This is a genomic window from Streptomyces sp. NPDC002926 (assembly GCF_053591755.1).
In genome coordinates this window covers 42545-55681 of sequence record NZ_JBSFUK010000021.1, presented here as the reverse complement: position 1 = coordinate 55681, position 13137 = coordinate 42545, and the positions used below count along the sequence as shown (strand labels likewise).

11 protein-coding genes and 1 pseudogene are annotated in these 13137 nt (G+C 69.5%); 10 read left to right on the top strand and 2 right to left on the bottom strand.

What is annotated here, in order from left to right; all coding sequences use genetic code 11:
• Positions 1 to 130 precede the first annotated feature (130 nt).
• The gene (locus ACWDZ6_RS25380; RefSeq protein WP_451504699.1) at positions 131 to 340 is read right to left on the bottom strand and encodes a hypothetical protein; all 210 of its coding nucleotides are present in this window, start codon (positions 338 to 340) and stop codon (positions 131 to 133) included.
• Positions 341 to 343: 3 nt separating this feature from the next.
• Here ACWDZ6_RS25380 and ACWDZ6_RS25375 point away from each other — a divergent pair.
• The 4 genes and pseudogenes from ACWDZ6_RS25375 to ACWDZ6_RS25360 all read left to right on the top strand — a co-directional run.
• Positions 344 to 559: pseudogene (locus ACWDZ6_RS25375) on the top strand (LysR family transcriptional regulator); the annotation flags it as partial.
• 248 nt (positions 560 to 807) lie between these two features.
• Positions 808 to 936, top strand: coding sequence for a hypothetical protein (locus ACWDZ6_RS25370; RefSeq protein ID WP_326652808.1), 129 nt, complete (start codon positions 808 to 810; stop codon positions 934 to 936).
• Positions 937 to 1180: 244 nt separating this feature from the next.
• A complete protein-coding gene (locus tag ACWDZ6_RS25365) occupies positions 1181 to 2224 on the top strand; it encodes a 3-isopropylmalate dehydrogenase (protein WP_451504668.1) in 1044 nt (347 codons plus the stop codon).
• Positions 2225 to 2455: 231 nt separating this feature from the next.
• On the top strand, positions 2456 to 3544 hold the full coding sequence (locus ACWDZ6_RS25360) for a branched-chain amino acid aminotransferase (protein ID WP_451504667.1): 1089 nt from the start codon (positions 2456 to 2458) through the stop codon (positions 3542 to 3544).
• A gap of 79 nt (positions 3545 to 3623) precedes the next feature.
• On the opposite strand, the gene ACWDZ6_RS25355 is transcribed toward ACWDZ6_RS25360, so the two are convergent.
• On the bottom strand, positions 3624 to 5054 hold the full coding sequence (locus ACWDZ6_RS25355) for a cytosine permease (protein WP_451504666.1): 1431 nt from the start codon (positions 5052 to 5054) through the stop codon (positions 3624 to 3626).
• A gap of 127 nt (positions 5055 to 5181) precedes the next feature.
• Between ACWDZ6_RS25355 and ureA the strand changes: the two genes are divergently transcribed.
• The 6 genes from ureA (at position 5182) to cimA (ending at position 13128) form a co-directional block, all read left to right on the top strand.
• Positions 5182 to 5865, top strand: a complete 684-nt coding sequence (ureA, locus tag ACWDZ6_RS25350) for an urease subunit gamma (protein ID WP_366733435.1) — start codon at positions 5182 to 5184, stop codon at positions 5863 to 5865.
• Between the two features lie 88 nt (positions 5866 to 5953).
• Entirely contained in the window at positions 5954 to 7678 is a 1725-nt protein-coding gene (locus ACWDZ6_RS25345) for an urease subunit alpha (protein WP_451504665.1), read from the top strand.
• 12 nt (positions 7679 to 7690) lie between these two features.
• Positions 7691 to 8710, top strand: coding sequence for an agmatine deiminase family protein (locus ACWDZ6_RS25340; RefSeq protein WP_451504664.1), 1020 nt, complete (start codon positions 7691 to 7693; stop codon positions 8708 to 8710).
• 141 nt (positions 8711 to 8851) lie between these two features.
• Positions 8852 to 9463 (top strand): TetR/AcrR family transcriptional regulator, encoded by a 612-nt coding sequence (locus ACWDZ6_RS25335; protein WP_451504663.1) that lies wholly within the window; start codon positions 8852 to 8854, stop codon positions 9461 to 9463.
• Between the two features lie 94 nt (positions 9464 to 9557).
• Entirely contained in the window at positions 9558 to 10889 is a 1332-nt protein-coding gene (locus tag ACWDZ6_RS25330) for an MFS transporter (RefSeq protein ID WP_451504662.1), read from the top strand.
• Positions 10890 to 11514: 625 nt separating this feature from the next.
• The gene (gene cimA, locus ACWDZ6_RS25325) at positions 11515 to 13128 is read left to right on the top strand and encodes a citramalate synthase (RefSeq protein WP_451504661.1); all 1614 of its coding nucleotides are present in this window, start codon (positions 11515 to 11517) and stop codon (positions 13126 to 13128) included.
• Positions 13129 to 13137: the final 9 nt, after the last annotated feature.

The following is a 13137-nucleotide window of genomic DNA, read 5'->3' as shown; positions in this document are numbered from 1 at the left end:
CCTGTGGCACATCGAGCGCAAGGGTCCAGGCAAAGGCCTCAAGGGTCCACAGCCGTGCGGGAAGAGATCCGTGAACACCTGCTGAACCGCACATTCGAGCTGCGCCCCGTTACGGAAGGGGACGCGGCGGCTATGCCCTGACGAGCATCTTTCCGAGGTTCTCGCCCCGCAGCATGCCGATGAAGGCATCCACGATCCGCCGGAAACCGTCGATCACCGTGACGTCCGGCGAGAGATGCCCGCTCCGCAGATGCGGCACGAGGAACTCCTCGAACTCGCCCTGCACATCGGTGTGGCTGCGCACCAGCACGCCCTCCAGCCGCAGCGACTTGCCGACCACACGGAGGATGACGGAGCGGTGCTTTCGATGGGGAGCAGTGGTTTCGGGATGGCGGTCATGCCGGAGCTCTCCCTGACCGGAGCGCCTGCCGGCATTGAGATCACCGATCTCGGACCGGAGCGCCCGACGCGCTCCGTGGGCTATGTCACCACCCCTGAACTGGGCCGCACGTTCGCCGTCCGGGCTCTGATCCGGGAGCTCAGGGTCCTCTCCCGGTGAGCGCGTGATGCTCGTCCGGTGATCGCCGTCTCAGATAGTAGGAAGTCCGAGTAATTGTGGAGACAGAAGCGCCTACCTGTCCTAGCTTTGTAGAAGCCGAACGTCTCGCTCGATCCAGCGAATGGCGGCCCTGAGCCAGTGCCCCCCGCAGGCAACCCCTGTGGCACCGCTCACCGCCCCTTCCGGCGCCTCACAGATACATCACCGGCATTGCCGTGTGGCTTTCTGATCTGAAGGAGTCGATCATCATGCCCGCTGAGACCGCCCGCCGCGTCCGCCACTCGTCCCGTACGAGCGAGTCCGACCGCAAGAACGCCGCCGCCGCCCTGCAGCGTGCCCTCGACCGCAGGGACAACGGCGGCTCCACGGGTCACTGACCCGCCGTCCTCACCGCCCGTTTCGCTGACCGCGCCCGACCTCGAAGCGGTCGACGCGCCTGCCGCTCCCGGCGAGCGCGGAGACCCTCGGCTTCGGGGTCGTGTCGGCCTCCGCCTCGACCGTGAGGAGGGGGAAGCCGGTGCAGCGCACACACGAGCTCCGCACGCCGTGTCGGCCGATCCGTGGACGTCCATATGGTGGACGTCGAGTGTCATTGGATGGGACGCGGAGTAGGGTGCCGATATGTCTCGCAGCATCAATCTCGCAGTGATCCCCGGTGATGGCATCGGCCAGGAAGTCGTGGCTCAGGGCCTGAAGGTCCTCTCCGCCGTCCTCCCGCAGGACGTGAAGCTGGAGACCAAGGAGTACGACCTCGGCGCCCAGCGCTGGCACCGCACCGGAGAGACCCTCCCGGACGCGGAGCTCGACTCCCTCAAGAACCACGACGCGATCCTGCTCGGCGCGATCGGCGATCCGTCCGTGCCGTCCGGCGTGCTGGAACGCGGGCTGCTGCTCAAGCTGCGGTTCGCCTTCGACCACTACGTCAATCTGCGTCCGTCGAAGCTGTTCCCGAACACCGCGACCCCGCTGGCCGGCCGCCCTGACATCGACTTCGTGGTCGTCCGCGAGGGCACCGAAGGGCCGTACACCGGCAACGGCGGCTCCCTGCGCACCGGTACGCCCGCCGAGGTCGCCACCGAGGTCAGCCTCAACACGGCGTACGGCGTCGAGCGCGTCGTCCGTGACGCGTACGAGCGTGCCAATTCCCGCCCGCGCAAGAAGCTGACGCTGGTTCACAAGAACAACGTGCTCGTCTACGCCGGTCACCTGTGGAAGAACATCTTCGACAAGGTCGGCCAGGAGTACCCCGAGGTCACCACCGACTATCTGCACGTCGACGCCGCGACGATCTTCTTCGTCACCCAGCCGGAGCGCTTCGACGTCATCGTCACCGACAACCTTTTCGGTGACATTCTCACCGACCTCGCCGCTGCCGTGACCGGCGGTATCGGCCTGGCCGCGTCGGGCAACATCAACCCGACGGGCACCTTCCCGTCGATGTTCGAGCCCGTCCACGGCTCCGCGCCCGACATCGCGGGCACGGGCAAGGCCGACCCGACGGCCACGATCCTCTCCGTCGCCCTCCTGCTGCGTCACCTCGGCTTCGAGACCGAGGCGGCACGCATCGAGGAGGCCGTCTCCGCAGACCTCGCGGAGCGTGACGGTGCCACGGTCCGTACGACGGACGAGATCGGCGACGCGCTCGCGGTACGAGTAGCCGGCTGACCTGACGGTTCCATCGAAGCCGCCGGGTCGCGTCAGCACCCGGCGGCTTTTCCTGTGCGGCCTCCGGGTGTCACCATCAACCCTGGACCGCGTTCACCCTGTTTCTTGCACAGCTCCGCTCGGGCGATAATCGACCGTGGGCCGCGGCATGCGGGAGAGCTCGGACGTCCTAGCAGTCGCAGCGGCGTGAGCGCGGTCCGTCACAAACAACCGGTGAAGGAATCTGCACTCATGACGACGCCCACGATCGAGCTCAAGCCTTCCTCGTACTCGCTGTCCGATGCGGAGCGCGAGGCGATCCTGGCCAACCCCGGATTCGGCCGCCACTTCACCGATCACATGGTGACGATCAAGTGGACGGAGGGGCGGGGGTGGCACGACGCTCAGCTCGTCCCGTACGCGCCGCTGTCGATCGACCCGGCCAATATGACGCTGCACTACGCGCAGGAGATCTTCGAGGGCCTGAAGGCCTACCGCCGTCCCGACGGCTCGGTCGTCACCTTCCGCCCCGAGGCGAACGCCGAGCGCTTCCAGCGGTCCGCGGCCCGGCTGGCGATGCCGGAGCTGCCGGTCCAGACCTTCATCGAGGCGTGCGACGCGCTGGTCCAGCAGGACAAGGCGTGGGTCCCGGCGCACGGCGGCGAGTCCTCGCTGTATCTGCGCCCCTTCATGATCGCTACCGAGGTCGGCCTGGGCGTGCGGCCCGCCAACGAGTACCTCTTCATCGTCATCGCCTCGCCCGCGGGCGCCTATTTCCCCGGCGGCGTCAAGCCGGTCTCCATCTGGCTCTCCGAGGACCGCGTGCGCGCCGTTCCCGGAGGCATGGGCGACGCCAAGACGGGCGGCAACTACGCCGCCTCCCTGCTCGCCCAGGCCGAGGCCGCCGGGAAGGGCTGTGACCAGGTCGCCTACCTCGACGCCGTCGAGCACAAGTGGGTCGAGGAACTGGGCGGCATGAACCTGTACTTCGTCTACGGGGACAGGATCGTCACGCCCGAGCTCACCGGCTCGCTGCTCGCAGGCATCACCCGTGACTCGCTCCTCCAGCTCGCCAAGGACCTCGGCTGCACGTCCGAGGAGGGACGCGTCTCCATCGACCAGTGGAAGCGCGACACCGAGAACGGCACGCTCACCGAAGTCTTCGCCTGCGGTACGGCCGCGGTCATCACGCCGGTCGGCATGGTCAAGTCCGCGAGCGGCGAATGGAAGCAGTCCGGCGGCCAGCCGGGCGAGGTCACGCTGCGCCTGCGCGAGGCGCTCCTGGACATCCAGACGGGCAAGGCGGAGGACATCCACGGCTGGACCCACCAGGTGGGCTGACGCCGGCCGCAGCTGTACGGACGAAGGGCCCGCCCCGGATCACACCGGTGGCGGGCCTTTGTCGTTTCCGCGCCGTCCGTCAGGCGGCGACGTCGACCGAGGACGGCTGGGCCGCGCCGGCCGCGGCCGGGACCGGAGCCCGCCAAGTCAGCAGCGTGTACGTCAGGCCACCCACGATGCCGGAGAGGATGAAGCTGCAGTCCACTCGGCCCGTGAGGGCGAGCAGCGGGCCTTCGTAGACCGTCGTGGACACCGCCGTCAGGCCGACCGCCGCGCCCAGGGCCCAGGATGCCGTTGCCCTGACGTTCCAGCCCGCCCGGTACCAGTAGATGCCACCCCGGGCCCGGCGGTTGAAGACCTGCAGCGCGTCCGGGTCGTACTGGCCGCCGCAGCGCACGTATCCGATCAGCGTGATCACCGCCCAGGGGGTGCCGATGGCTGTCAGCAGCAGAACGAAGGACGTCATGGCCGACTGCACGTCCCATGCGAACGAGCCGATGAACACCAACGTGGTCGCGACGATGGCAGCCATCACGGTGGCCTTGGTACGGGTGGCCCTCGGCAGGATCGCGTCCAGGTCGAGGCCCATCGAGTACAGCATCAGGCCGGAGTTGCCGATGGAACCCGCCGATGCCGCGAGGAGCAGTAGCGGCAGGTACCAGAAGGGCGCGGTGTCGACGAGCGGTCCCGCGTACTCCAGCCCCGCGCGGGCGGCGAGCGCCGTGTACGTGCCGAACAGCTGCGGCACCAGCAGGCCCAGGAGGAGGCCCAGACAGCTCGCCCAGTACACCTTGCGGGTGCTGTGGCGCCGCGGCGAGATGTAGCGCGTGTAGTCACCGAGCAGGGTGATGAAGGCGACCGGTCCGCTCAGCCCGGCGGCGACGGCCGCGAGCAGCCAGGTGGGCCAGAAGGAGCCGAGCAGGTACGGGGTGTCGGGGGGCGCGGCCGTCGTGAAGTCGCCCGCGTAGGCGAAGACCCCGATCAGCAACAGGATCACCATGCCGATGGACAGCACCTTGCTGAGCCGGAGCAGCAGCCGGTAGCCGTAGATCGCGCCGACGACCGTACAGCCCGCGAGCAGCGTGTACATCAGGGCGCGGGTGGCCCCGTCGTGGGGCAGCCCGACCAGCCGGGACAGGGTGCCGACCATCACGTCGCCACCGATCCACAGCGTGAGGGCGGTGTACCCGAGCGAGAGCAGCAGGCCGACGACCGAGCCGACGAGTCGGCCGCGTACGCCGAACTGGGCGCCACTGGACGTGGAGAGGTTGGTCGCCGTGCGCAGGGAGATCAGCGCGAGTGGGGCCGTGACCAGGATGCCGGCCAGCGTGCCGATGACGATCGAGGTCACTGAAGGCCACAGACCGAGCCCGAAGGACGGCGGCAGCCAGCCGAAGACGATCACACCCAGGCAGAGGTTCGAGCCCAGCAGGATGGAGATGAGATCGCGTGGCGTGCTGGTGCGTTCCACGTCCGGGATGGTGTCGACGCCGCGCTGTTCTATCGGCATAAGGGTGCCCCTGAGACTCGGCTGTTTGAGTGGCGCTCAATCTGACGTAGGCGTTGGCCCTCCGTCAATGCTTCCGTGAAAAGAAACTCATGGTTAGAGTGACACTCAAACAAGGAGGTGTGGTGACGTGCGACTGACCCCGACCGAGCGCGACCGGCTGCTGCTCTTCGGCGCCGCCGAACTGGCGCGGGCGCGCCGGGCCCGTGGCCTGAGGCTCAATGTCCCCGAGGCGACCGCGCTCATCGCGGACACCGTCTGCGAGGCGGCGCGCGACGGCCGACGGCTCGCGGAGGCGATCGAGGCGGCCCGTGCCGTGCTGGGTCCCGACGATGTCCTGCCCGGTGTGGCGGATGTGGTCACCGAGGTGCATGTGGAGGCTGTCTTCGACGACGGTTCACGGCTGGCCGTGGTCTCCGCGCCCATCGGCGGCGGCGGACTCGGCGACGGTGCGCCCGGCGCCGTACTGCCCGCGCCGCCGCATACCGAGCCCGGGCCCGCACTCAGCCTCACCGTGCGCAACACGGCGGCCGTGCCGGTCAGCGTCACCTCGCACTTCCACTTCTTCGAGGCGAATCCCCGACTCGACTTCGATCGCGCTGCGGCGTACGGCATGCGGCTCTGCGTCCCCGCCGGGTCCTCCGTCCGCTTCGGCCCGGGCGGCGAGGCCGAGGTCGGCCTGCTGCCCATCGGCGGCGGCCGGATCGCGATCGGTTTCGCGGGCCTGGTCGACGGCCCGCTGGACGCGCCCGGCGCTAAGGAGGAGGCCCTGCGGCGCGCGGCGGCCTGCGGCTACCTGGGAGCGGACCGTTGAGCGCCGCCCCGCGCCGTACCCCGCGCCGCGAATCGGGTGGTGCCTCGCGCCTCGCGCCGTACGCCCACCACGAGTTGGAGGTCCGCTCATGACCGGCAGCGGCAGTGGTACCGGTACCGGCACGACCGGAATCGATCCGCGCGAGTACGCGGCCGTGCATGGCCCCCGCGCCGGGGACCGGGTCGTGCTCGGCGACTCCGGGCTCGTGGTCCGCGTCGAGTCGGACACGCAGAAGCCCGGCGACGAGTTCCTGGCCGGCTTCGGCAAGACCGCGCGCGACGGGCTGCACCTGAAAGCCGCCGCCGTACGCGAGACCTGCGATGTCGTCATCAGCAACGCGCTTGTCATCGACGCCGTGCAGGGCATCCGCAAGGCGTCGATCGGCATCCGCGAAGGCCGGATCCACGCCATCGGGCGGGCCGGGAATCCGGACACCCTCGACGGTGTCGACGTCGTCGTCGGTACGGGTACGAGCATCGTGCCGGGCGAGGGCATGATCGCCACCGCCGGAGCCGTCGACACCCACGTCCATCTGCTCTCGCCGCGCATCATGGAAGCCTCGCTCGCATCAGGTGTCACCACCGTCATCGGCCAGGAGTTCGGCCCGGTGTGGGGCGTCGGCGTCAACTCGCCCTGGGCACTGCGCCACGCCTTCAACGCCTTCGACGCCTGGCCGGTCAACATCGGCTTCCTGGCGCGCGGTTCGTCGTCCCACGACGCTCCTCTGGTGGAGGCGCTCGCCGAGGGCGGTGCCTCCGGTTTCAAGGTCCACGAGGACATGGGCGCACACACGCGGGCCCTGGACACCGCGCTGCGCGTCGCCGAGGAGTACGACGTCCAGGTCGCGCTGCACAGCGACGGTCTGAACGAATGCCTGTCGGTCGAGGACACGCTGCGCGTCCTGGACGGCCGTACGATCCACGCCTTCCACATCGAGGGCTGCGGCGGCGGACACGTACCGAACGTGCTCAGGATGGCGGGCGTACCGAACGTCATCGGCTCGTCCACCAACCCGACCCTGCCATTCGGCCGGGACGCGGTCGCCGAGCACTACGGGATGATCGTCTCCGTACACGACCTCAAGACCGATCTGCCCGGCGACGCCGCCATGGCGCGGGACCGGATCAGGGCCGGGACGATGGGCGCGGAGGACGTGCTGCACGACCTCGGCGCCATCGGGATCACCTCGTCGGACGCGCAGGGGATGGGGCGCGCCGGTGAGACCGTACGCCGCACCTTCGCCATGGCCGGGAAGATGAAGGCCGAACTCGGCCCGATGGAGGGCGACGGGGCGCACGACGACAACGCGCGTGTGCTGCGCTACATGGCGAAGCTGACCGTCAACCCGGCGATCGCACACGGCCTCGCGCACGAGATCGGCTCGATCGAGGTGGGCAAGCTCGCGGACATCGTGCTGTGGAAGCCGCAGTACTTCGGGGCGAAGCCGCAGCTCGTGCTGAAGTCGGGCTTCCCGGCGTACGGGGTGACGGGCGACCCCAATGCGGCGACCGACACATGCGAACCACTCGTCCTCGGACCGCAGTTCGGGGCGTACGGAGCGACCGCGGCTGACATCTCGGTCGCCTTTGTGGCGAAGGCCGCGACCGAACTGGGCTCCGACCTGATGCCGACGCGCCGCCGCCGGGTCGCGGTGCGCGGCACACGCGGTATCGGCCCGGCCGATCTGCGGCTCAACTCCCGGATCGGTGAGGTCGGGGTGGACGGCAGCAGTGGCCTGGTCACGCTCGACGGCGACCCGGTGCGGTCCGGGCCCGCCGAATCGATCTCCCTCAACCGCCTCTACTTCCTCTAGGAGTCCGACGACATGACGTTCCGTATGCCTCCCGAGTGGGCCCCGCACGAGCGCACCTGGATGGCCTGGCCGGGTCCCAATGCCACCTTCACCGGGGACTCTCTCGCCGAGTCCCGCCGGGCGTGGGCGTCCGTCGCCCGGGCCGTACGCCGCTTCGAGCCGGTCACCGTGGTCGTGGGCCCGGGGCAGGGGGAGGGCGCCCGCGCCCTGCTCGGCCCGGACATCGACCTCGTCGAGCGCGACCTGGACGACGCGTGGATGCGCGACATAGGCCCGACCTTCGTCACCGACGGGACCCGACTGGCCGCCGTGGACTGGGTGTTCAACGGCTGGGGCGCGCAGGAGTGGGCCAGCTGGGAGCACGACGCGAAGATCGCCCGTCATGTCGCGGACCTCGCCGGCGTGCCCGCGCACAGCTCACCGCTGGTCAATGAGGGCGGCGGCATCCATGTCGACGGCGAGGGAACGGTACTGCTCACCGAGACCGTGCAGCTCGGCCCCGAGCGCAACGCGGGCTGGACGAAGGAGGCTGTCGAGGCCGAGATCCATGCCAAGCTCGGCACGACCAGGGCGATCTGGCTCAAGCGCGGCCTGACCGCGGACTATCCGCCGCACGGCTTCGGCACGCTCGGCCATGTCGACATCGTCGCCGCCTTCGCCGGCCCGGGCGTGATAGTCGCCCACACCCAGCCGGACCCGGCCCATCCGGATCACGAGCTCTGCAAGGAGAACGTGGAGATGCTGAAGTCCCGGACGGACGCACGAGGCCGCCGCATCGAGGTCGTCGAGGTCCCGGCGCCCACCGTCGTACGGGACGAGGACGGGGCATGGGTCGACTACTCGTACATCAACCACTACATCTGCAACGGCGGCGTGGTGCTCTGCGCCTTCGACGACCCGCGCGACGAGGTCGCGGCGGGTATCTTCCGCCGCCTCTACCCCGGCCGTACGGTCACGCCGGTCGACGCCCGGACGATCTTCGCCGCCGGCGGCGGCATCCACTGCATCACACAGCAGCAGCCCAGGGTCTGATGTCCCCCGACCCTGTGCTCACGCCGGGACGAGGACGGCCGGATCGCCGTCGACGACGGGTGAGATCAGGTAGAACATACGGGTGAATGTGTTCCTCAGCGCGAGATGCGGCCGCGCTCCGAGCGCGCCGGTGGCCGCCGAATGACCCCCGCCCCGCGCCGCCGCAACATCGCGCCGCCACGAGAGTCCGTCCTCGTCGCCGCCATGGCCACCATCGCCGAGCGCGGCCTCGACGGGCTCACCATGGCCGGGCTCGGCCGTGAGGTGGGGATGAGCAGCGGGCATCTCCTCTACTACTTCCGTACCAAGGACGAGCTGCTCCTGCAGACCCTCGAGTGGAGCGAGGGCCGCCTCGGCACCGAGCGCAGTGCCCTGCTCTCCCAGCAGGCCACCGCCGCCGAACGCCTCGACGCATACGTCGATCTCTACATCCCCGACGGACCCCGCGACCCGCACTGGACGCTCTGGCTCGAGGTCTGGAACCGCTCGCAGAACGCCGAGGCCGACGCCCGTGCCCGGCAGGCAGCCATCGAGGGCGCCTGGCACCGGGACCTCGTCGCGCTGATCGCCGAAGGTATCTCGCGCGGCGAGTTCCATGCCGTCGACCCCGACCGGTTCGCCGCCCGGCTGCGCGCCCTCCTCGACGGTTTCAGCGTCCATGTCGCCGTCGGAATACCGGGCACAGGACGCCCCCAAGTCCTCGCCCACGTGCGGGAATTCCTCGACGAGACGCTGCTCGGGCCCGCCCGCTGACCGACGTCCGGGGAACGCAACGTACGCAAGTACTCCCGATCGTTGCCGCCTGCCGTCTTGTTGAGGTAGTGCCCCTCCGGCACGGTTTCACCTCATGGGACGAGAGCACTGGAAGAAGATCTGGGTCGGTTCCGCCGGCAACATGGTCGAGTGGTTCGACTGGTTCGTGTACGCGAGCTTCGCGACCTATTTCGCGGGGGCGTTCTTCCCCGAAGGGAACGACACCGCCAAGCTCATGAACACCGCCGGCATCTTCGCCGTCGGCTTCTTCATGCGACCGGTCGGCGGCTGGCTGCTCGGCCGGGTCGGTGACCGCAAGGGCCGCAAGGCGGCGCTGACCCTGACCGTCAGCCTGATGTCCGCATCCGCGATCCTCATCGCGGTCGCGCCCACCTACGGCGTCGCGGGCTACGGCGGCGCCGTGGTGCTGCTGATCGCCCGCCTCCTCCAGGGCCTCTCCGTCGGCGGAGAGTACGCGGCCAGCGCGACCTACCTCACCGAGGCCTCCGCCCCCGAGCACCGAGGCTTCGCCTCCAGCTTCCAGTACGTCTCGATGACCGCGGGCCAGATCGTCGGCCTCGGTCTGCAGATCATCCTGCAGCGCACCATGTCCGACGACGCCCTGCACAGCTGGGGCTGGCGCATCCCGTTCATCATCGGCGCACTGGGCGCGGCGATCGTCTTCTATCTGCGCCGCAACATGCTCGAGACCGATGTGTACGAGGAGTCCGGCGACGACACCCTCGCCGGGGACAAGGGCACCATCAAGGCACTGTGGGCGCACAAGCGCGAGGCGTTCCTGGTCATCGCCCTGACCATGGGCGGCACCGTCGCGTACTACACGTACACGACCTACCTCACCAAGTACCTCTCCAACTCGGCCGGGCTGCCCAAACAGACCGCGACGCTGGTGTCCTTCTGCGCGCTGATCGTCTTCGCCTGTCTGCAGCCGCTCGCCGGCAAGCTCTCCGACCGGATCGGCCGCCGTCCGCTGCTGATCACCTTCGCGGTCGGCTCGACCTTTTTGACCGTGCCGATCATGACGATGCTCAAGCACGCGGGCTCGTTCTGGCCGGCGCTGGGGCTTGCGCTGCTGGCCCTTGTGGTGATCACCGGCTACACGTCGATCAACGCGTGTGTGAAGGCCGAGCTGTTCCCGACGGGCATCCGCGCGCTGGGTGTCGCGCTGCCGTACGCCATCGCGAACGCGCTGTTCGGCGGCACGGCGGAGTATGTGGCCCTCTGGTTCAAGGACGCCGGCCGCGAGTCGGGCTTCTACTGGTACGTGGCGGGCTGCGCGGCGGTCTCGCTGGTGGTCTATCTGTCGATGCGCGAGACGCGTGACATCGACCTGAACCGGGTGACGGCGCCGTCACCCGCGCCCGACGAGGACGCGGTCACCCCGGCCCCGGCCCGGGTGGAGTGAGAGCGGGTCCCTTTCCCGGGGGCTCGGCCCCGGACCCCGTGCCCGCCGACGAGGCTCCTGTTGGGGCTCCGCCCCAAGCCCCGCTCCTCAAACGCCGGAGGGGCTGAGATGCCCCGCCGACGAGCCTGGGCTCCCCGCCCGGAGAAACCCGGCCTGTCCGGCGATTGAGACACCCTCGAAGGGCGGGAAACCCAGCCCGTCCGGCGATTGAGGACAGCCCCCTGCGCCCTGGCGGGCGTGGGGGACTCCCAAGGGCGTACGGCGCCAGGGGGCGGAGCCCCGGGGGAGGCTCGGGGCCCCGGGGCCGCTCCCCAGGACGAGCGGGTGCGGGCGCCCGCATGCTGAGACCCTCGTCCGCCCGCCGCACGGCGTATGGCAGACTGCGACCGTGCTTTCGTTCGCCATGATTATGGGCAGCAGGCGCGCCGGTCCTCAGTGATCGCCTCGTACCAACAACTACGACGCGACCACCGTGCCCCAGACCCGCGCGCAGACCTCTCGCACCCGCGAGGGGTTTTTTCGTTTTCCGGCCCCACCTCGGCCGGAAGCGGGCAGCGCGCGAAGATGGGGGCAAGTGGAGCCAGTAATTCCGGGAGCCACTCATCCGACAGGAGTCAACACAGCCATGACCACACAGGCCACGGACACGGAGACCGACGACAGCTTCCATGTCTTCGACACGACGCTGCGTGACGGCGCGCAGCGCGAAGGCATCAACCTCACCGTTGCGGACAAGCTGACCATCGCACGGCACCTGGACGACTTCGGCGTGGGGTTCATCGAGGGCGGCTGGCCCGGCGCCAATCCGCGGGACACGGAGTTCTTCTCCCGTGCCCAGCAGGAGATCACCTTCCGGCACGCACAGCTCGTCGCCTTCGGCGCCACCCGCAGGCCGGGTGCCAAGGCGTCCGAGGACCCGCAGGTCAGAGCACTTCTCGAGTCCGGTGCACCGGTGATCACGCTGGTCGCCAAATCGCACGACCGGCATGTGGAGCTGGCGCTGCGGACCACCCTCGAGGAGAACCTGGAGATGGTCCGCGACACCGTCTCCCACCTGTGCGAGCAGGGCCGCCGGGTGTTCGTGGACTGTGAGCACTTCTTCGACGGCTACCGCGCCAATCCGGAGTACGCCAAGTCCGTCGTCCGTTCGGCGGCCGAGGCCGGCGCCGACGTCGTCGTGCTGTGCGACACCAACGGCGGCATGCTGCCCGCCCAGATCCAGGCCGTCGTCGCCACCGTCCTCGCCGACACCGGCGCCCGGTTGGGCATCCACGCCCAGGACGACACCGGCTGCGCCGTCGCCAACACCCTGGCCGCCGTCGACGCCGGCGCCACCCACGTCCAGTGCACGGCCAACGGCTATGGCGAGCGTGTCGGCAACGCCAACCTCTTCCCGGTCGTCGCCGCCCTGGAGCTCAAGTACGCCAAGAAGGTGCTGCCCGAGGGCGCGCTGGCCGACATGACCCGGATCTCGCACGCGATCGCCGAGGTCGTCAACCTCACTCCCTCCACGCACCAGCCGTACGTCGGCGTCTCGGCCTTCGCCCACAAGGCCGGACTGCATGCCTCCGCCATCAAGGTCGACCCCGATCTGTACCAGCACATCGACCCCGAGCAGGTCGGCAACACCATGCGGATGCTCGTCTCCGACATGGCGGGCCGCGCCTCCATCGAGCTCAAGGGCAAGGAGCTCGGCATCGACCTCGGAGGTGACCGTGAGCTCGTCGGCCGGGTCGTCGAGCGGGTCAAGGAGCGCGAGCTCAGGGGCTACACCTACGAGGCCGCGGACGCCTCCTTCGAGCTGCTGCTGCGTACGGAGGCGGAGGGCCGGGCCCGCCGTTACTTCCGTACGGAGTCCTGGCGGGCCATCGTCGAGGACCGCCCCGACGGCACTCACGCCAACGAAGCCACCGTGAAGCTTTGGGCCAAGGGCGAGCGCATCGTCGCCACCGCCGAGGGCAACGGCCCGGTCAACGCACTCGACCGGGCGCTGCGCGTCGGCCTGGAGAAGATCTACCCGCAGCTCGCCAAGATGGAGCTGGTCGACTACAAGGTCCGCATCCTCGAAGGCCGCCACGGCACCGAGTCCACCACCCGCGTACTGATCACGACGGGCGACGGAAGCGGCGAATGGGCGACGGTCGGCGTCGCCGAGAACGTCATCGCCGCTTCCTGGCAGGCCCTGGAGGACGCGTACACCTACGGTCTGCTGCGCGCCGGCGTCGAACCGGCCGAGTAGCCCCCGCCC